The following is an 18,646-nucleotide window of genomic DNA, read 5'->3' on the forward strand; positions in this document are numbered from 1 at the left end:
CAAAGAAATTTAGCAAGCTTCAGTCATCGCTATAGGTCATGCGAATTAGTTCGGCAATTACTTGCGATCGCTCTTCATCAGAAATACAGTTAAGCCCTAGTAACTGATTCCAAGAAAGTCCATCCGCAGCTAAGAGAATTATTCCCGCCTTGAGTGGAGCAATACCGCAATTGCAGGCTTGCTGATTCCAGCATATAGAAGCTTCTTGGTATGGTTGGAGGAGTTTACTATCCTTAGCGACAGCCGCTAACAATCCAGACTGTATTGCGGCATTCTGGCGATCGAATATATCTCCAGCCCTGATGTAAGCCCTTAACCAAGCACCTTTGGCGGTGAGATCGCCTTCTCGAACGAGTTCTATCTCTAATAATTGCTCAAACTCGGCGATCAGGTTTGCGACCATACTCGTCAGTAGAGCTTCTTTATTAGGGAAATGATAGAGCAATCCGCCTTTGCTTACGCCAGCTTCTTTTGCCACAGCATCAAGGGTCAAAGCGTCAGCCCCAGAGCGCAAAACAACTTCACCCGCCGCATTGAGCAGTGATTCTCGCGTCGCCGATCGCGATCGCTTGCCTACCTCTAAAGCCTCTGCCATAACCTTCTGTCCGAATACTAAAAATTCAAGACAATTGACTTGTCTTGAAAATAACTATACCGTCCAGACGGTTTAGTGTCAACTACCAGATTAAATTTTTTGATGATAGCTATTATCGTCAACAGCAATGTCGAAATGAAGCACATCTTCACGTACACCAAGCCTTGTATAGAGCGCGATCGCAGGGTCATCTCCATGATCTGCTTGTACAAAAATAACGTAGGCTGCTCGCGCTACAGCAATTTTCTTTAATTCCTGAATTAATGCCGTGGCTATTCCTTCCCGTCGATGCTCTGCTGCTACAGCCAGATCGTAAATATAAATTTCACTTCGCTCTTGTTCAAATTTCTGAAGTTCGTAAGCGGCAAGACCTCCAACTACTGCTCCATTTTTTAAGGCTGCAAGGGCGATGAAATAATTGCTACTTAGCAAACGCTTAAGATAGCCAGCGCTTGGACGAGATGAGCTATAGGTATCAACTTCCTCAAAAGCTTCACCAAAGACACCCAATAATTCTTCCATAAGTGCCAATTCATTGGTGGAAAGCTGACAAATGCTAAATAGTTCAGAAGATGTCATTGGGAAAATCACTCCAGATATTGTGTTAAGTAAAACCTAATCGCATTAACAATCTATCTCCTCAAGCCGATCACTATAACTGTGAGTCGTAATTTTTAGGCGATTATAGGCAGTATCTAAACAAATAAATCCACTAACACACCCATGATATCATAAATGTATTTATGATATATATGTTTATGATATGATTGATTAGAAATTAGGGGTCAAAAATATGAAACAACCTCGCTATTGGATTGGTGTTGCCTCAAAAGATCACGTTCTAAAAGGCGTACAGGGCGGCTTTTGTCAACTTTGCCACGGCAAACACAGTCCGCTAAAGCGTTTGAGTTCAGGTGATTGGATCGTCTACTACTCACCTCGCACAGCAATGAACAGTGGAAATATTGTGCAATCATTTACAGCGATAGGTGAAATACTAAATGGAGAACCCTATCTCTTTGACATGGGCAATGGTTTTGTACCCCATCGGCGAGATGTGCGATTTATCGAAGTTGAAGAAGTACCAATCCGCCTATTACTAGACGATCTGACCTTTATTAAGAACAAGAAGTCATGGGGTTATGTATTTCGATTTGGATTACTTGAAATTCCTGAGTCAGACTTTCAAAGGATTGCAGAAGCAATGAAAGTAGAGGCTTTAGTGAGGTTATGACGATTAATTGGGAAAGAGTCTCTCAATTCACTATGCCAGAAGACAGTATGGGCTTCCTACTATGGCAGGTTGTCCATTTGTGGCAACGTCAAGTTGAAATGACTTTAGCAGAGATTGATATCACTCACTTACAGTTTGTTTTGTTAGCAGGAATTGGCTGGCTGACTCGCAATGGTGATTTGTTGACTCAGGTACAACTAGCACAATTCTGTAAAATCGATGTAATGCAGATCTCTCAAGTTACTCGAAAACTTGAAGCTAAAGAACTAATTCAACGCGCTACCCATCCTACTGATACACGCGCAAAGATACTGAACCTGACATTAAGTGGAGAATCAATTCTCGAACAGGCACTACCACTAGTTGAATGCTTGGACGCGAATTTTTTTAGTCAGTGTACCCAACATAACTTACTGATTGAACTAAAGAAACTACTGGATGAAAATTAAGTAGGGAGAAAACTGAGTGAAAATCTAGTAATCTGGACATGTTTTTAGACTACACCCATTCTAAAGATCGCCTCAATTATCTATCTGCCAAGGTTTTGCGTTATTGCGATCGCAATTACTATGAGTCGTGATTTATATGCGATCGCTTCTACTCTTTATTATGATATTTTTTCTCCAACGATCGCTGCAATCGGAACTACATATTGGATTTCATTACCTCGGTAATGCGCTCCGACACCGAGATTGTCAATGCCAACATCATCTCGAAATATTTGGCGGATTCGATCTTTGTCACCTAAATTTGGGAAGGAAGCAGCTAGTTGTTGATCTAACTCTAATTCGACCTTATAGAATTTCCAACTTACATTTTGGAGATTATAGTTAGCAACTAATTGAGAAAATTCTTCTAGAGTCAAAGCATGGGTATGAGAAGGATCGCGGAGCTTTTCAAGGCGATCGTAAGCCTCTACCTTTTCTTGTGGTAAAGCCACATCAGCAACAAGTACTCGACCACCACGACGGCACACGCGCATCATCTCTGACATCACAACATCTGGCTGCAAAAAATGATGAAAGGCATAACGGCTCATCACAATCGAAAAACTTTCGTCAGGAAATGGTAATTTCTCAATATCCCCTTGTTGCCAAGATAAATTTTTCAAGCCTTTTTGCGCGGCAAGAACTGAAGCCTGTTCTAGCATTGCTGGTGTAATGTCAATTCCTGTAACGCGATCGGCAACCTTCGCAAAAGCGCAAGCAACAATTCCACTCCCGCAAGCAACATCTAGAACTGTGTCTCGATCTGATACTCCTGCCATTTCGACGAGCAAGTCTAAAGATTCTTGATTAGAGTGAGCATATAATTGAGTAAATGGAATCGCCTGACGAGTGAATTGATCGATGATAGATTCTTGATGAGTAGCCATGATTCGTTGAATATGAGTGCCAGAATTAAGTAATCTCCACTCTAGTTAATTAATCCCGACTAATCTTGCACGTTCTTGCTGTTTTGATATTGCTTAGGTGTAACGCCTACGATTTTTTTGAAATGACGATTTAGATGGCTTTGATGGGAAAATCCAACTTCTTGAGCAACTTGCGCGATCGCTAATCCCTGAGAGAGTAATTTTTTTGCTTGTAACACTCGAACTTGGATTAAATATAGATGTGGAGGTAAGCCTACTGACTGCGAAAAGATACGGCTTAGATGAAAAGGACTAATGTAGGTCAGAGCTGCAAGCTGAGTAAGTGTAGGATTCTCAATATAATTTGCATCCAAATACTCGCGAATCTGAGATACGATTTTAGGCTCATCATCAAGCGATTGAATCTGGCTACATGAAGCTTGGGTACTGATTAAATAAATAAGTGTCTGCATCAAACGAGTTTCTTGCTCTAGAACTGTTGATGCTGTTTCTATGACACTAAATAGTTTTTGAATCTGTCGAAGGATTTTCGGCTCATGAATTATTGGTTCCCGAAAAAGTGGGAGTTGTTGCGCTTTTCCTGTTATCTCATAGGTAGCTTGTTCCACTATTGCAATACTAGGATACATAATTCGTTGACTATATCCACTCAATACATTTTCAGGATAACAGGCGTGGACATCATCGGGATTGATCGCGATAATAGAACCTGACGAGATGGGATAAGATGTCCCCCTGTGATGAAGTAATGCCGTTCCTTGTTCGATAACGCCAAGGGTTAAGGTTTCGTGGGTATGGCGCGAAGAGGAGGTGACAATATTTTCAGCCACTAACATCTCAAGGTTGTCAAGTTTTGCCAAAGACAAAAATCTCGTTTTGTTTTCCTTCGTTTTCATAGCCTTATTGACAATGCGCTCACTTATCAATTTCTCATACTTTGCGATCGCTATTACCGTCAGTTGTAATTTCTAGGCGATCGCATTAACAATCTATCTGCTAAAGGCGATCGCTATTACTGTAAGTCTTGGTTTTTAGGCGATCGCACCAACAATGTCAATACAGCCAGAATCCAATCGGATTGTTACACAGATTGCAATGAAGCTTAATCCAAAATTCTTGGTTTAGGATTAAATTAGTGCGGTCTTCATTTTCTTCGCTCGCCCCGAAACTGATTTTCTGGGATCGTGAGCTAATCTTTCTAAATGTGGCAATAACCACTCTTTTAATATCGAGTCATTTTTTGCCCATTTGCTTAAAGTATCCATTGTATTGTTCAGAACGATCCAATCAGTATAAGTTTCAAGATTTTTTTGAAGAATATTCTTTGCCTTGTTTTTCTGTGTCTCTGTCATAAAGACTGCAAGAGTCTGAAATAAATTGGCTAGAGTCCATTGCGCTGAAGGCTGATTAATATTTGATATTTCAGAAATAAGTTTATCAATATACGGAATAAGCCATTCAGGATTTTCTAAGGATATTCTCTTGATGGCATTAGATGTGCGAAGTCGAACAATTTCATCAGCACTGAAATAACAATTGTATAAATCCAAAAGTCTTGTGGAATTAGCTAATACCATGTCAACTACTTCAATTGTTCTACCAAGAGAGTTTGGATGTCCTCCCGTAAGCATTTCTTCAAAAGATTCACTTGTCATACTTGGGTTCTCTTTAAAAAACTACGGTTGATTTTCCTTAAATATTTTAGGCTTTCTTCTAAAGGCGATCGCTATTACCGCGAGTCATGATTGATAGAGCGATCGCCAATGATTTGATTCTTAATCCATAAAATTATTGCCGCACTTTTATGGATTAAGAACAATTTAGCTTAAGATGGGAAGCATTTTCCGAATTTGAGCAGTAACCGAATATCGCCTTTGACGCTGATTTTGCGTGTCAAAATTGCCAAAACAATATTTTGATATTTTCGCAAAAAAGCAATCCAAGTTTTACTATCCGCCTTGACGATCAGATCGGGTTTACCCACCAGTCCATCTTGAACTTCACAAACTTGATTGGAGATTTTGATCGTGAACTGGGAGAATTCCTGCCCAGTAAATAGAAAATGGTAGGTCGCGTTGAGACCTTTAGCTTGATTCGGTTGAAAGGTCAAGGATACTCCATTCTTAAAGCCTGAGATGGAAATGGGCGTTAGGCTATTGCGAACTAACTTGATCTGCTTGTGGGGAAAGCGTTTAACCGCGTGGGCTTCAGCATCAGAGCCGGGAACGACATATACTGTCTCGACCTTATCTTGCAGGGGTTTGACGACATCTTTAATAAATTCTTTACGGTTATGCAAAAAAGGAGCCATGACATCTTCACCCGCAGGACAGGCGGCGAGGCAGTAGGCTGCTTTGTAGTTAGCTCCAAACGATAGACTTTGCCACATAGTTGCCGAGTCTTCTTCACCCACTTTGCGCTCGTAGTCTTTCGCCGACTTACTTTCAGCAACATTCTTCGCCCAATCGTTAAAGCCACCTAAAAATTCGCGATAGTTGTGGGTATAGCAAGCCGAAAAATTGAAGCTACCATCCGAAGCGATCGCCCCCACGGGACAGGCAGCTACACAGAGTTTGCAATCTACGCAAGGATTGTAATCAATGGGGCGATCGTATTCCGTCACCTCCACATCCATCAGCACTGTACCCAAGAGAATGAAGTTGCCAAATTTAGGATGAATCACATTGCGATGAATGCCCATATGTCCCAATCCTGCGGCGACAGCGATCGGTTTGTGAGAAACCACCCAGACATTTTTACCGACATTGAGAAAGTCTTGGGCTTCCATCGGAAATCCCATCGCTGGATTGATCGCTCTTATCCCTCGATCTTCTAATTCTCTGACAATTTTACGAGCGATTTCATTAATTTCCTCTCCCGTGTGATGAAATTCCACATTGGCGACGGAGCGGGCGGGATTGCGAACGTTATCCCGATTCATGCGACAGACAAAACTAATCAAACTTTTTGTTTGCGGAAAAGCCTGTAATAGCTTTGTCCGTTGATCGTCGATTTCGGGTTGATTGATACTCACAAAACCCACATCATCAGCGCCCAAATCCAAGCAGAACGAACGCAACCAATCGCGATCGAGCGCCGATGAAATTATACTTTGAGAATTCTGCTCTTGAGATTTTTGTTGCGATCGCAAAAGCTTCACAGTGGGATGGTCATCAAATTTTGTCATGGGATTAGTCCTGTAGTTTCTAGTATTAAAGCCAACGACGTACTTGGGTTTTGTAACGGAGATATTCATCGCCAAATTTGCGCTCTAGGTAAATCTCTTCGCGCTGAATCACTCCAAGTTGAACTACTGCCAAAAGCGGCAACAATAGGGCGAATGCCCAGACTGCATTGAGCAGCAAACTGATACCGATATAGAGCAGCATTAGTGATAGATAGAGTGGATTGCGACTGAAACGAAAAGCTCCATCGGAGACGATCGCCGTAGCTGGTTTTTCAGGATCGATCGCCGTTTGGGCGCGAGTCATCGTCCGAAAGGCGGAGGTCGAGAACCATCCCGCAGCAATCAAAACTAACGCCGCCAAAGGCAGAGATATTGAAAGGGGCAAAAATCTCACTGGGAAAAAGAAACTAAGTCCCACTCCGATCGCTAAGGTAACTCCATAGAGAGCGGGTGGAAAAGCGATGACTCCTGGTTTATCTGCAATTTGTTCGTTCATGGTAAGCTGACTCTTTCTAGTGATTTTGTGAATAATTTATTGAGATTTTGGACTTGTTGTTTTACAGTTTGTTAACTCTGATTAACTCTAAGCAGAAGGTATAGATAGACAGTGGCAATGCTCAGCCATATTGCGATCGGCGTAATTAATAGTGCTGCCAATGCTGACAAACTAGAAGCCTTCCAAGCAACCCATGCAGCAAAAGCGCCTATAACTACATTCCCAATGAGTCCACTGAGAGGAGTAAGTCCAAAAGTAAATGGATAAAGTAAGCAGACAGCAAACAGGATCGGTAACAGACGCGATGGAGTTTCAATACCATTCGCTTCTGCTTGTCTGAGTAACCACCACGCAATACTCAATGCAGTCAACAGTCCGATCCATACAAAGCCAACAATGCGATCGACCCATTCCCATCCCTGTGGCACTACCTCAGTGGACTTACCAACTCCGACTCCTGTCAAAGCGATCAAGGCGTTACAGAGTATGGTGAATCCGATCGCCACAACGATGACGATGATTAACTCCCACAGAACTGCATTAATTGGGCGGGTCATAATTTTCTCTTAAATTTGGTGATAAAGCTCTGGATGACTAGTTGCGATGATTACTGTAAGCTGTGTTCGGACTGCCAGCGATCGCTACTGATTACAAACTGCGGATCGGACTGGACGGGAAGGAAGTGCTGCCGCTCGAACCCATTTAGGTTATATCCTGGGGTAAAGGGAACAAGATTAAATTGTATAAATGCGCGTAAGCGATTAGCAAAGGTCTTGCGAGCAAAGGGCATCGAAGCATAGCGCCGAACGATTGTTTCAAAATCCTCTGGAGGTTTTCCCGTAACTTCCTCAACCACATGATTGGGCGCACCAAACTCAAATGCACCTTGCTTATGGTCTTCAACGTAGTAGCGCAAACTGCCCACTTCAAACGCCGAGACACCCTGTAAGCGAGCCGCCCGTTCAAACATCCACCAAGGCAAGTCAAAGGCAAAGACAGGGCTACCCAGCACTTTGCGGATGATCCCAGCCATATCGTAGGCGGACATGAGTTTGGAACCAGTTGGACGAAAGCGCTTGCCTGCATAGCGATCGGGGTTCATCAATAGCGCAACGGCAACGCGAGCGATATCTTCGTTAGATGGAGGGGCATTGCGGCTATGCCCAGTCAAGATGGGAAAGAGTCCTAGTAACGATGCGAAGTCAATCAGCCGTAGATAGTTATCGACAAAATACCCAGGATTGAGATTCACATAGGCGATGCCAGGAATGGCAGCCAACATTTGTTCCACTAGCCACAATTGGCGCGTATGCAGGGATGGATGGTTGGCACTTGCCGTCCATTGGCTGAGTCCCACGATCGCTTCCAGTTTTACCGCTTTTGCCGCAGTCACAAACACTGCCGCACTCTGGATCATTAAGGGCTGCATCGGCGGACAGTAATAGGCTCGCACTGTTCCCTGCATCGCTGCCGCCATCTGATCGACATCGTACATATCGGCGACGACAGTTTCCGCACCGAGGCGATCAAGTCGTTGGCTCCTTGCATCATGGGAACGGACGATCGCCCTTACGGGAAATCCTTTTTCCAACAGTTGAGCTACCACAGCCCTACCCGTTTTGCCCGTAGCTCCAGTGACTAAAATCTTAGGGCGATGATTAACCAGAATCATTAAAACCTCCACAGTTATGAACTACTGCTATGTTTTTTGGGAGATAAAATTTTTATCAACGAGATGACTTGGCTCTAATGCAAAATTCTCAAAGACAAAATGCATTCGCCTATTCTTAAAGAAGAAACGGATCGAAGTATTCCAAGTTTTTGCTCTAATTTTCCAAATTCTTGCTAAAGTTGCTGCAAGAATGCCGTTGGCGTAGAACCAACCAAGCGTTTGAAATGATAGTTTAGGTGTCCCTGACTGGAAAACCCAACCACACAAGCTATTTCAGCAATACTTAACTCTCTCTCCCGCAAGAGTTGTTTGACACGTTCGATCCGACAATGCAACAGAAATTTATGTGGGGATAGACCAGTCGAGCGTTTGAATAATCGAGAGAAATGATAGGGACTCAACTGTACTAAATTCGCTAGCTCTGCCAAACTTAAGTCTCGATCGAAATACTCATGGATATAACTAGTCACTTGCTTGAGTTGATGCTTTGTTAATCCGCCAGAATGATTTTTGATAATAGGGCGATGAGCCGAGTATTGTGAAATCAGACGAGCAACCAATGCAGTTTTCATTACGTCAGCATACAATTTACTGCCAGAGCGATCGACTTCTAAAGCGGTTTTAAGAGCCATAGCAATTTGATAAATTAGCGGATCTAAACCATATTCCAGATTTGGAACCAGTTCAATATCAGTTTTGCCAAAAAGTTCTACTCCTGTTTGTTCTAAAAGAGTTGGTTCTAAATAAAGATCGAGAAAGGAAGATGCTTCTGCACTCCAAAACTCTTGGAATGTCAGGTTGGCAGGATAGATACCAATGCCTCTGGGAACAGCCTTAATGCTTGTTGGTTTTCCTTCTACGGTTAATTGTCCAGATATCAACGAATCGCTGTAATTAATACAAATTAGATGATGAGGAGCGCGGTTTTCAGGAAGACTATAGTCAGCAGGCACTTGATAATAAGAAAGATGTAGACAATCCCAACCTGCTCCTTGACTGGATAATAATGGTGGAATAGGATGCGAAGTATCCGTTTCTTCTCTATAATCAAGATTTAGTACATCAGAGGAAGACATATCAGCTTCTTTGATTCAAAGTTTTTACCTCCGACAAAAGAGACAGCAAATCCTGCCACTTCTGTTCTCCAAGATGCTGTCTTACATCGGTTTGGGCTTGTTCCCATAAAGGCAGAGCTTGCTCCAGAACTGATTTTCCATCAATCGTCAAAGATGCTAGCTTGATTCGCCGATCTTCGCCTAGAGTGAAAGCGACCAATCCACGATTCTCTAACAACTTGATGTTGCGAGTGATGGTGGTTTGATCTGTAAACAACTCTTGAGCCAACTGAGTAATCGCTACAGGCTCTAACAAGTGAACCGCGACCAATAAAGTAAATTGCGTTTGCACTAAGCCGACTGGACGAAATGCGGCATCATACAGTTGCGACATAATCCGCGATGCTCTGCGAACATGAAGCCCCATACAGGTTATGGGTACTTGATTCGCGATCGCAAGTTTAGGCTTTGCAGTTGAATTACTCATATTATATGTATATACATATAATATGTTCTTGTCAAGTACCATTTGCGCTTAAAAATTTCGCCTTGAAGGGTGTTCTAGTAGGTAGCAACAAACAAAAGATCCGCACTAAGTAATGTTTGGGTGCGTTGGATTGCATTACAATCCCCTAAAGAGCGTTTTATAATCCATCTTCTAAAGGCGATCGCTATTACCGTGAGTCATGATTTCTAGGCGATCTAGCTTGGGTAAGAAGATATACAGTGAAAACGTTAAATCTCTTCTTACTCCTCAGATTCATCATCTTGGTTAAAGAATTCCTCAAGCCAAGAGACATCGTGCGAAATGAAACGTTCGACAAATTTTTGAGCAAGAAAGATTCGGAAGCCACCTCCCCACAGAAAGCTCGCTTGCCAATAATCTTGTTCATAATCAAATTCGCTAGTTTTTACTAAAACTTCCCAATGCTCTCCAAAAATTGCCGATTCAGACCAAGAACTCACAGCATCTTCATCAGCATATCGAATTCGTTGCAGATTACACGAAAGAGAGGGGGATTTTGATGCGCTAAAAACTGCGCTAAAGCTATCCGTTCCATATTCGGCTTGAATAAGCGTTGCGAGGCACATTTTACCTGCCTCAACGAAGATTAATTGTTTCCCTATGTACTTAGAGATATTCATTTTGCGATTTGGATGATGGTTAAATATGACTTATCAAGCAACTAATCTTTAATTTGAATATTCAAGGATATTTACCACAGGTTCTAGTCTAATTCAAACGCGATCGCATCAACATCTATCTCCTAAAGCCGATCGCTATCACTGTGAGTCGCGAGTTCTAGGCGATCGCATTAACAATCTATCTGCTAAAGGGTTTGCAGTATTGTGATCGCTTATTGATTATAAATCTTTACGATCGCCAACAACTTTCGGAACTAAACAACGAAGCCAACCATTTTGCTTGCTTAATTCCAGATAGAAACAGATGACTTTAATGGGCGTATCGGTTTGACATAACGTTCCGTCTTTGCTAATGGCAATTGTTCAATAACCAGGAGGGCGTTGGAATCTACCGACAACTTGATCGATCCGCTGAGCGATCGCCAGCAATTCCATCTCTCGCCACCGCTTTCCCACAATCTGCATCCCAATCGGCAATCCTGATTGAGTTTTCCCGATTGGAATCACGACGACAGGATGCCCTGTGAAAGCAAATGGCATAGTATAACCGCCAGATGCTAGACCATAAGGCACCTTTCTGCCATCAATTTCAATTGCTGTTCCCGTGGGACGATGAGTAAAAGCTGAAGTTGCTGATACTGGACACAGCCATACATCCCAAGGCTCAAGGGCTTGATCCATTTGGACAATGAAGAGATCTCGCTCTGTCAGCGCCTCAAAATAATCTTTTAACTTCGGATTCAATAACATGGGAAAAAGCTGACTCAAATTGCTCAACTTTCTCAGCGATTTCTCACCCTGAGTCGCCTCTCGATACATAAAAGGCAGAGCACCGCGTGCGATTTCCCAATCCGAGGGTTGAGCATAGACGTTATTAAACGCTGTGACTTGATTGCAGATTTGAAACATACCTGCTAAATCAAGATTTTTTGGTATCCAATGTTGAACCTCTGCACCTGTTTGAGAAAGTGTCTGAGCAACTGATTGAATCGCTTCCTGAATTTCTAAAGCGACAGGAATTTCATCCAGTCCATTCATCCAAGCAATGCGGAGACTGGATAAGGATTTTTCGGATGGTGTATCGAGCGGAACGGGCGGTACGTCTGGCTGTAGGGGATCGGCACCTGCAATCAGAGAAAAGCATAATCGCAAATCCTCAACTGATCGCGCAAAGCATCCCACGGTCATCATTTGACGAATACATTTGGGCATCCCAGGCACTTCTGGAATATGCCCTCTCGTGGAAACGCGGCGATCGGTAGGCTTTAAACTGTACACACCACAAAAGTGGGCGGGTTGGCGCATCGACCCCCCAAAATCGTTACCTAATTCCAGTGGCGATAATCCTGTAGCGATCGCAGCAGCACTTCCGCCTGAACTACCCCCCGATGTATAATCCAGATTCCAAGGATTATTCACCCGTGGGAAAAGACTATTGGTGCTTTGGAAATCACCTGCTAGTCTTGCCAAATTCGATTTCCCTAAAATAATTGCGCCTGCTGCCTTTAATCGCCCAACGACCGTTGCATCTTGCTGAGGAATGTAGTCTTTCAGCGGTCTATATCCTGAAGTGGTTCGCAGCCCGACGGTTTCAAAAACGTCTTTCACTGTCATAGAGATCCCGTGCAGTGCTCCCCAGTTTTCACCTCGCGCCAATGCCTCATCTGCTTGCTTGGCACGTTGGTGAGCACGATCTGCATCTAAGGTACAAATCGCGTTGAGTTGAGAATTGTGTTTTGCGATTTGCGCTAACTGAGCATCAAGTACCTCAACCGCCAACACTTGACGATCACGGATCATCTGGGCAAGTTCACAAGCTGAGAAAAAAATCAGATCGTTCATAGCTATATCACATTGAGATCGGGCTTAGTCAAGCATTAACCAGCAGCACCAACTTACCACCAAATGCCTCACCAGTAGCTTGAAGATGTAGCCCCCACAGACATCTTGAGCTGCACAACAGCTTAACGCAATTGCGGTATAGTTACTTTACTTAGTATGAAGTACCGCAGATTTCTACTTTAATACCAAATCACTTAGGTAGGACGACATATAAAATCCTCATATTCTAGGTTGGTTTAGTTTTTACGTGCATTTTTGCAATAATCATCTGTCGTCTTTATTACGTGTTTTGGTATAAGTCAAGTGCGATCGCCTTAACAATATATTTTCTATAGGTTGCTGTAGGTGATCGCTAGTCCTGTGAGTCGTGATTTTTAGGCGATCGCATCAACAATCTATCTTCTAAAGGCGATCGCTATTATTAATCGTTAGTAATTGTGTGTCTTGATTATCTCTCTGTATACTTCCCAGACTTTACATGCTTCACTTTACATACTCCAAAACATAGGCATTATTTAACATGAATGATTAATGGTGCGCGGCTTTGCAGCGCACCATTAATCATTCATTGGGAAGGGTGTAGCACAGAATCATATATTTTCATTAATTGTTGATAGTTAGCAGAACGGGAGTAAAGTTCTTGGTAAGTTTGATATGCATTCTTCCCAAGAATTTGCATAGCTTCAGGATTTATGCCGCACCAGTGTAATTTTTCTGTCCATTCACTAATGCGATCGCAAGGAATCAAAAAACCATTATGTTCCGATGTAATTAGTTCAGATAGAGCGCCCACATCTGAAGCTAATACAGGTTTACGACAAGCAAAAGCTTCGACCACCACTCGCCCAAAAGTTTCATACCATTGCGAGGGAACTAGGATTGCAGTAGCAGAATGCATAGCAATTGCTACCTGCGATGAAGTCAAATATCCTAAAAAATGAACATTTTTTAGCCCTGCCTGATCAATAAATCGCTGCAAATTTGGTCTTTCAGAACCATCGCCGATAATCTTTAATTGCCAATCTATCATGTTCAATTCAGCCCATGCTTGCAGCAATGTAATGATACCTTTTTCGGCGGATAATCGTCCTACAAATAGGAAGTTAGGATTTTCAGACTGTAAGGATGGTAAAACTTCAACATTCTGGGGATTAATTACATTAGGATTCACATAAAGGCGATCGCTAGGAATTCCCATCTCTTTGAGCTTTTGAGCAGCAAAATGACTGGGTGTAATAAAGGCATCCACATCTTGTTCCCAAGTCCGTCGCCATCGATTGAATGTTATCATTGCCCAAACTGCTATAGAGGCAATAGGCGAATCTCGATAGCACCCATAGCCAATACCGCGCCAAGGATTCTTGCCTACGCAAGCTTCACAAATTTTGCCATTTCTAAATAAGTATCCGTTTAGACAACCTAAACGAAAGTTGTGAAGATGTTGCACAGTGGGGATTTTGAGTGATCTCGCAGCAGCATGGATAGAAGGCGAAAACAATGGAAAAAAATTCTGGACATGGACAAGATCGGGTTTTAGTTTTTGGAATTGCGATCGCATTTGACGATACACTCGAAAATTCCACGCAGTCTCTCCAAAAAGTTTGAGTTTATCGAATTTGGCATAAGTCTTGATGATGTCATTGTGAACTTCAATTAAGGTCACTCGATGACCATATTCGCGCAATAATTCAACATCCGACTCCACCGCAGCATCTTCGCCCCCCACATATTGATAACGGTTATGAAACATCACAATATGCAGTGGTTTAGACATAAAAGCGCACTAACCAAGAGAATGATTTAACGATGAATAGTGGAAATCCAAGTAAAAAACCATATTTATAAGTATGGTAATAAAACTGAGTTGGTAAATGATAGGGAGACTTATAATTCCAGAATATTGATTGGAAGGTGCGATATTTTGCTTTCTGGACATAGTTAGTAAAGTTATGAATGGGGTCTTTTTCTTCAACTAAAGCCACCTTTGCTTTGCCTAAAATATATACTTTAAAACCTGCTCTAGTCGCTTTTAGAGTATACATACCATCACCAGCATATTGTCGAAATTTATTAGCATCAGGAGCGCCAATCAGCTTAAATACTGATGCTGATATCGCGACACAATAGCCACTCAATCCATCTACTTCGACAACTTCATTCTCTAATGCTTTGACTCTTATTTTTCCTTTAAATCCTGTTTCCACTAATAGCCCTGATTCAGCCTCATAACAAGCAGCACCAACAATTGAATTAGGATGTTCTTGTAGGAAATCTAATAATAGCTCTAGAGTATTTAACTTAGTAAGACAATCATCATTTAACCAAATAAAATGTGTTGCTCCTTGGTTATACGCATATGTCATACCTAATGCGATCGCTCCCGTCCACCATAAATTACCATCGCCTTGCAGGACAGTAACTTCAGGATAGCTGGCTTTGACCTCTTCCGCAGTGCGATCGCTAGAGCCATCATCGACAACGATTACATGATATTTATGTAAATCGCTATTAGCTTTTAAATTCTCTAGACAAGCTAAAGTAAGCACCTTGCGGTTATGAACAGGAATAATAATATAGATGGGTTGCATGATTAAACTACGTGGTGAACTATTTCCAAAAAGCGCCTTCCATAGGCTTTAACTCGTTTTTGGTTGTCTTGTCGAGCCGAAGATTCTAATCGGGAATTTACACCTGCTTCTAAATTTGATAATGCTTTAGCAATTAATTCAGCAAGTTCTTCAGGATTACTCCGCTCAAAGAAATAAGAATTAGGAGGATTTTGCTCAAGATGCACAGGAAAATCAGAGGCAATTACTGGCTTACCTAGGCTCCGAGCATCCTCGATCACGGAACTCCATCCTTCAAACAATGAAGGTTGAATTACGGCTAAACATCTTCGCATCAATTGAATTTGATCGTTGCGAGGAATAGATCCTAAAACAATAAATTGCTGTTTAAGTTCTAGTCTTTCAACTTTTGCTAATAATTGGTTGAAATAGTCAGGATTTCGATAATCTGATAAAGTACCAGTACATACGATGGTGGCATCAATATGTCTTTGTTTAAGAATTGCTAAAGCATCGATAATAACACCATGATCTTTATGCTTCCAAAACTGATTACTGACTAAAAAAAAGCGATCTGGCAGTTGATATTTTGCTTGTGTAGTTTGTGGGTCTGGCTCATACCATTGAGGATCAACGAAACTAGCAAAATGCATCACCTTTGTGCGATCGCGTACCTGAGGATAGCGATCGCAAAAATCATTACCAGCCATCTCACTACTAACCACAATTACGGGAGCATTATCCGCCATCCTCTTTAGCTCCGCATTTCGAGCATCCAGTTGCTTTTGTGAAAATAAATGCGGTAAGTGACAATGCTGAAGATCGGCGACCCATGCTCCCCATTTATAAGCCGATCTAGCACCTAATAAATCTGGATATACAAAGTCATAGGAGCGCGGATTTAATACTTTTAATGGCACAAATGAGGCATATTCAGCTAATAGTTTGCAAGCTTTCAAATAAACATATTCCGTAGTAGTACCTGCGTATACTTGAGTCACTAAATCTTTAACTGGTTCTGCTAATCTTGTATTTCTTTTAAATAGAGCCAAACTTAATTGGATATGTTCAGTTTCTTCTGTTGGTAATTGTGCGATCGCCCGAATCAAATTTTGAATATATAAAATCCCACCTAACCAAGTTGGATCATGCACCATATTCAAACAAATATGTAATTTATCTTGCGATTTATTCAGCGATTTATTTACCATCCGATAACTTCTCCACGACACCATTGCATAAAAGAATCTAAACCCTTTTCTAAATCAACTTTTGGCACAAACCCAAGCTGTTTAATTTTGGTAATATCTGCTTGCCAATTACAAGGAACTCCTGAAGGCAAATTCCCATCAAATTCAATCTCAATTTTAGGATTTAGTTTTGCGACAATTAATCTTACTAAATCTTCAATCTTAGTTTCTACACCAGTCGAAAGATTGAAAATATCTGCTTGTCCACTACTATGCTTTGCTAAAACTAACATCGCCGTAGCCACATCGATACCATGAATAAAATCTCGGCTTTCTTGTCCCGTTCCATATAGTTTAATCCTATTTTGGGTCAAGACTTTTTGGCAAATATCCCAAACCACTTGTCGTCGTAAACCTGCACCATAGGCTGAAAAAATCCGTGCGATCGTGGTTGGTAATTGATAAACTCGAAAAAACTCTAGACAAAGTTGTTCTCCCATCAACTTATGAAATCCATAGGGAGAAATGGGCGCAGTGAATTGAGATTCGGGAATAGGAATAATGCTGGGATTACCGTATACAGCAGCACTAGAGAGATAAATAAGATGACATTTAGGCACATATAGCCGTAGCGTATCTAAAAGATGAAATGTCATCGCCACACTAGCCTGAAAGTCGGAAGCAGGATCGCTGACCGAAATCTCCACCGAAGCTCTACCCGCACAATGTACACAAACATCTGGCTGTAATCTCTGGGCGATCTCTACTAGATTTGGTGAAGGCAGCACAAATTGGTAATAGTGAGACAAGTCTTGTCGAGGTGCATTTTCCGGGGGACGAGTGCCAATACCTGCCACTAACCATCCTGCTTGACTAAACTGGCGAGCAATATACCGACCGAGAAACCCTGTAACACCTGTAATTAAGACTGTTTTCACTATCTATCCTGATCTTTCTTTCTATGATTTAGTCGCGACAAAGGAATAAAGACGACCAGCGGTACGATCGCGCCAAGTGTGAACATTACTAACTAATTTAATAAAATTTGATTGATTACTTAACCAACTAGCTAATTGCAAACCTACATATTTCTTTAGCTTATTAGCAATATTTTGTTGATATTGCGATCGCGTAATTGGTGCATAGTTAATCACAGATTGATAATGTCCATAACTAGCTTGTAATGTTAAGCCTGCCTGTGAGATAGCATCATAATACTGTTGAAGCAAAAAAGCATTTTCCCCACCATATAGTTGATGTAATGGATGGCTTTGCAAAAAGCACTCTAAGTCTTGAGGCTGGGAAATAACATGTTCTCTAGTGGCAATAAATAATCCTTTTGGGCGCAACACTCTTGCTGCTTCCTGACAAAGTTTAGATAAATTTTCAGCGTGATGTAGGACTTGACGACCATACACAATATCAAAACTATTATCAGCAAATGGAAGTGACTCACCAAAACTTTGGATAACTTTAATGTCAAGGTTAGATTGCTTAGCTAATTTTGCGATCGCTCCCGCGCCGACAATATCACTGGGGTTTGGTTCTAGAGCTGTCACGCGACAACCTGCGATCGCAAAAGCATAACTAGATATGCCATTACCTGCACCTAAATCGAGAACATCACATTTCATCCGAGCTTTGGCAATATCAAAAACAGCCTGCCATTCCTCGCTACTTACAAATCGCTGAGCTGCTTCCAGCACAGAGTCATCATAGTAACAAGCCCTTACTAAATCTTGGCGATCAGGTTGAGATTTGAGCCATAGCACAGCTTCTTCCCAAGTCAATAGCTTATCGCTCATCTTCTGGAATCTCCCTAATTACTCTCGCCGGATTACCTGCAACTATTGTCCATGCTGGTACATCCTTAGTCACCACCGATCCAGCCCCAACAATTGCGCCTTCACCAATGTTAACTCCTTTGAGGATAATAGAGTTAAAACCAATCCATACTTTGTTAGATATTTTAATCGGCGCTATTTTGACATTAGCCCAGTCCTTTTTACCTAATCGCCAATTGACAACATCTTGCGATCGCTCAGAAAAAGATATGGCATGAGAGTTGTGATCGACAACGGTCACGCCCCATGAAATTAACACATCATCACCAATCTCAATGTTTTGGGCAGCGATTAAAGAGCCATTCATAAATACTCGTTTACCAATAGCAATTGTCGCATTATTCCTGTCAAAGCAGATAACGCCTTCCACTAGACTGTGTTCATCTATATTGATTTTACAGTTGTCTTTTAATTGCAATATGCTCATACTAAAAGTTGACTTA

At 41.8% G+C, this 18,646-nt stretch carries 21 protein-coding genes; 2 read left to right on the top strand and 19 right to left on the bottom strand.

Annotated features, from left to right (window positions below):
• Positions 1-19: 19 nt before the first annotated feature.
• Together PseudUWO311_RS01835 and PseudUWO311_RS01840 are read right to left on the bottom strand one after the other, a co-directional pair.
• A complete protein-coding gene (locus tag PseudUWO311_RS01835; RefSeq protein WP_142653398.1) occupies positions 20-595 on the bottom strand; it encodes a TetR/AcrR family transcriptional regulator in 576 nt (191 codons plus the stop codon).
• Positions 596-685: 90 nt separating this feature from the next.
• Positions 686-1,174 carry an AAC(3)-I family aminoglycoside N-acetyltransferase gene (locus PseudUWO311_RS01840; RefSeq protein WP_142653399.1) on the bottom strand — a complete coding sequence of 163 codons (489 nt, stop codon included), beginning with the start codon at positions 1,172-1,174 and terminating at the stop codon, positions 686-688.
• A 214-nt stretch (positions 1,175-1,388) separates the two neighbouring features.
• Between PseudUWO311_RS01840 and PseudUWO311_RS01845 the strand changes: the two genes are divergently transcribed.
• Together PseudUWO311_RS01845 and PseudUWO311_RS01850 are read left to right on the top strand one after the other, a co-directional pair.
• Positions 1,389-1,829, top strand: a complete 441-nt coding sequence (locus PseudUWO311_RS01845; protein WP_142653400.1) for an EVE domain-containing protein — start codon at positions 1,389-1,391, stop codon at positions 1,827-1,829.
• Positions 1,826-2,278 (top strand): MarR family winged helix-turn-helix transcriptional regulator, encoded by a 453-nt coding sequence (locus PseudUWO311_RS01850; RefSeq protein ID WP_223807407.1) that lies wholly within the window; start codon positions 1,826-1,828, stop codon positions 2,276-2,278. Before PseudUWO311_RS01845 ends, PseudUWO311_RS01850 begins: the two co-directional genes overlap by 4 nt.
• 158 nt (positions 2,279-2,436) lie before the next feature.
• Here the strand turns inward: PseudUWO311_RS01850 and PseudUWO311_RS01855 are convergent, their stop codons facing one another.
• From PseudUWO311_RS01855 to PseudUWO311_RS24715, 17 genes are all read right to left on the bottom strand, one after another.
• A complete protein-coding gene (locus tag PseudUWO311_RS01855; RefSeq protein WP_142653401.1) occupies positions 2,437-3,204 on the bottom strand; it encodes a class I SAM-dependent methyltransferase in 768 nt (255 codons plus the stop codon).
• A 59-nt stretch (positions 3,205-3,263) separates the two neighbouring features.
• Positions 3,264-4,100: a helix-turn-helix transcriptional regulator gene (locus PseudUWO311_RS01860; protein ID WP_142653402.1), complete on the bottom strand. Its 837-nt coding sequence runs from the start codon at positions 4,098-4,100 to the stop codon at positions 3,264-3,266.
• 231 nt (positions 4,101-4,331) lie between these two features.
• A complete protein-coding gene (locus tag PseudUWO311_RS01865; protein ID WP_142653403.1) occupies positions 4,332-4,859 on the bottom strand; it encodes a hypothetical protein in 528 nt (175 codons plus the stop codon).
• Between the two features lie 170 nt (positions 4,860-5,029).
• Positions 5,030-6,391: an SCP2 sterol-binding domain-containing protein gene (locus PseudUWO311_RS01870; protein ID WP_142653404.1), complete on the bottom strand. Its 1,362-nt coding sequence runs from the start codon at positions 6,389-6,391 to the stop codon at positions 5,030-5,032.
• 25 nt (positions 6,392-6,416) lie between these two features.
• A complete protein-coding gene (locus PseudUWO311_RS01875) occupies positions 6,417-6,887 on the bottom strand; it encodes a methyltransferase family protein (protein ID WP_142653405.1) in 471 nt (156 codons plus the stop codon).
• Positions 6,888-6,958: 71 nt separating this feature from the next.
• Entirely contained in the window at positions 6,959-7,444 is a 486-nt protein-coding gene (locus PseudUWO311_RS01880) for a tryptophan-rich sensory protein (protein WP_142653406.1), read from the bottom strand.
• A 50-nt stretch (positions 7,445-7,494) separates the two neighbouring features.
• Positions 7,495-8,559, bottom strand: a complete 1,065-nt coding sequence (locus tag PseudUWO311_RS01885) for an NmrA family NAD(P)-binding protein (protein ID WP_142653407.1) — start codon at positions 8,557-8,559, stop codon at positions 7,495-7,497.
• Positions 8,560-8,732: 173 nt separating this feature from the next.
• On the bottom strand, positions 8,733-9,635 hold the full coding sequence (locus PseudUWO311_RS01890; protein ID WP_142653408.1) for a helix-turn-helix domain-containing protein: 903 nt from the start codon (positions 9,633-9,635) through the stop codon (positions 8,733-8,735).
• Position 9,636: 1 nt separating this feature from the next.
• A complete protein-coding gene (locus PseudUWO311_RS01895) occupies positions 9,637-10,101 on the bottom strand; it encodes a MarR family winged helix-turn-helix transcriptional regulator (protein WP_190303359.1) in 465 nt (154 codons plus the stop codon).
• A gap of 260 nt (positions 10,102-10,361) precedes the next feature.
• The gene (locus PseudUWO311_RS01900) at positions 10,362-10,760 is read right to left on the bottom strand and encodes a hypothetical protein (RefSeq protein ID WP_142653410.1); all 399 of its coding nucleotides are present in this window, start codon (positions 10,758-10,760) and stop codon (positions 10,362-10,364) included.
• Positions 10,761-11,123: 363 nt separating this feature from the next.
• Entirely contained in the window at positions 11,124-12,602 is a 1,479-nt protein-coding gene (locus PseudUWO311_RS01905; protein WP_142653411.1) for an amidase, read from the bottom strand.
• A 565-nt stretch (positions 12,603-13,167) separates the two neighbouring features.
• Positions 13,168-14,376: a glycosyltransferase family 4 protein gene (locus PseudUWO311_RS01910; protein ID WP_142653412.1), complete on the bottom strand. Its 1,209-nt coding sequence runs from the start codon at positions 14,374-14,376 to the stop codon at positions 13,168-13,170.
• A complete protein-coding gene (locus PseudUWO311_RS01915; RefSeq protein ID WP_142653413.1) occupies positions 14,369-15,190 on the bottom strand; it encodes a glycosyltransferase family 2 protein in 822 nt (273 codons plus the stop codon). Before PseudUWO311_RS01915 ends, PseudUWO311_RS01910 begins: the two co-directional genes overlap by 8 nt.
• Positions 15,191-15,192: 2 nt before the next feature.
• Positions 15,193-16,380 (bottom strand): glycosyltransferase family 4 protein, encoded by a 1,188-nt coding sequence (locus PseudUWO311_RS01920; protein ID WP_190303360.1) that lies wholly within the window; start codon positions 16,378-16,380, stop codon positions 15,193-15,195.
• Positions 16,374-17,297, bottom strand: coding sequence for an NAD-dependent epimerase/dehydratase family protein (locus PseudUWO311_RS01925; RefSeq protein WP_142653415.1), 924 nt, complete (start codon positions 17,295-17,297; stop codon positions 16,374-16,376). Before PseudUWO311_RS01925 ends, PseudUWO311_RS01920 begins: the two co-directional genes overlap by 7 nt.
• A gap of 21 nt (positions 17,298-17,318) precedes the next feature.
• A complete protein-coding gene (locus PseudUWO311_RS01930; RefSeq protein ID WP_142653416.1) occupies positions 17,319-18,164 on the bottom strand; it encodes a class I SAM-dependent methyltransferase in 846 nt (281 codons plus the stop codon).
• On the bottom strand, positions 18,154-18,630 hold the full coding sequence (locus PseudUWO311_RS24715) for an acyltransferase (protein ID WP_142653417.1): 477 nt from the start codon (positions 18,628-18,630) through the stop codon (positions 18,154-18,156). The genes PseudUWO311_RS01930 and PseudUWO311_RS24715 overlap by 11 nt, the downstream gene beginning before the upstream one ends.
• Positions 18,631-18,646 lie beyond the last annotated feature (16 nt).

Origin of the sequence: Pseudanabaena sp. UWO311, assembly GCF_006937785.1 — a bacterium.
Classification (GTDB): domain Bacteria; phylum Cyanobacteriota; class Cyanobacteriia; order Pseudanabaenales; family Pseudanabaenaceae; genus Pseudanabaena.

Bases quoted from the DNA above. Each gene is read 5' to 3' on its own strand.
- PseudUWO311_RS01840 (WP_142653399.1), bottom strand. From the start codon at position 1,174: ATGACATCTTCTGAACTATTTAGCATTTGTCAGCTTTCCACCAATGAA.
- PseudUWO311_RS01850 (WP_223807407.1), top strand. From the start codon at position 1,826: ATGACGATTAATTGGGAAAGAGTCTCTCAATTCACTATGCCAGAAGAC.
- PseudUWO311_RS01865 (WP_142653403.1), bottom strand. From the start codon at position 4,859: ATGACAAGTGAATCTTTTGAAGAAATGCTTACGGGAGGACATCCAAAC.
- PseudUWO311_RS01910 (WP_142653412.1), bottom strand. From the start codon at position 14,376: ATGTCTAAACCACTGCATATTGTGATGTTTCATAACCGTTATCAATAT.
- PseudUWO311_RS01900 (WP_142653410.1), bottom strand. From the start codon at position 10,760: ATGAATATCTCTAAGTACATAGGGAAACAATTAATCTTCGTTGAGGCA.
- PseudUWO311_RS01895 (WP_190303359.1), bottom strand. From the start codon at position 10,101: ATGAGTAATTCAACTGCAAAGCCTAAACTTGCGATCGCGAATCAAGTA.
- PseudUWO311_RS01890 (WP_142653408.1), bottom strand. From the start codon at position 9,635: ATGTCTTCCTCTGATGTACTAAATCTTGATTATAGAGAAGAAACGGAT.
- PseudUWO311_RS01845 (WP_142653400.1), top strand. From the start codon at position 1,389: ATGAAACAACCTCGCTATTGGATTGGTGTTGCCTCAAAAGATCACGTT.
- PseudUWO311_RS01870 (WP_142653404.1), bottom strand. From the start codon at position 6,391: ATGACAAAATTTGATGACCATCCCACTGTGAAGCTTTTGCGATCGCAA.
- PseudUWO311_RS01915 (WP_142653413.1), bottom strand. From the start codon at position 15,190: ATGCAACCCATCTATATTATTATTCCTGTTCATAACCGCAAGGTGCTT.
- PseudUWO311_RS01860 (WP_142653402.1), bottom strand. From the start codon at position 4,100: ATGAAAACGAAGGAAAACAAAACGAGATTTTTGTCTTTGGCAAAACTT.
- PseudUWO311_RS01885 (WP_142653407.1), bottom strand. From the start codon at position 8,559: ATGATTCTGGTTAATCATCGCCCTAAGATTTTAGTCACTGGAGCTACG.
- PseudUWO311_RS01855 (WP_142653401.1), bottom strand. From the start codon at position 3,204: ATGGCTACTCATCAAGAATCTATCATCGATCAATTCACTCGTCAGGCG.
- PseudUWO311_RS01930 (WP_142653416.1), bottom strand. From the start codon at position 18,164: ATGAGCGATAAGCTATTGACTTGGGAAGAAGCTGTGCTATGGCTCAAA.
- PseudUWO311_RS01905 (WP_142653411.1), bottom strand. From the start codon at position 12,602: ATGAACGATCTGATTTTTTTCTCAGCTTGTGAACTTGCCCAGATGATC.
- PseudUWO311_RS24715 (WP_142653417.1), bottom strand. From the start codon at position 18,630: ATGAGCATATTGCAATTAAAAGACAACTGTAAAATCAATATAGATGAA.
- PseudUWO311_RS01875 (WP_142653405.1), bottom strand. From the start codon at position 6,887: ATGAACGAACAAATTGCAGATAAACCAGGAGTCATCGCTTTTCCACCC.
- PseudUWO311_RS01835 (WP_142653398.1), bottom strand. From the start codon at position 595: ATGGCAGAGGCTTTAGAGGTAGGCAAGCGATCGCGATCGGCGACGCGA.
- PseudUWO311_RS01920 (WP_190303360.1), bottom strand. From the start codon at position 16,380: ATGGTAAATAAATCGCTGAATAAATCGCAAGATAAATTACATATTTGT.
- PseudUWO311_RS01880 (WP_142653406.1), bottom strand. From the start codon at position 7,444: ATGACCCGCCCAATTAATGCAGTTCTGTGGGAGTTAATCATCGTCATC.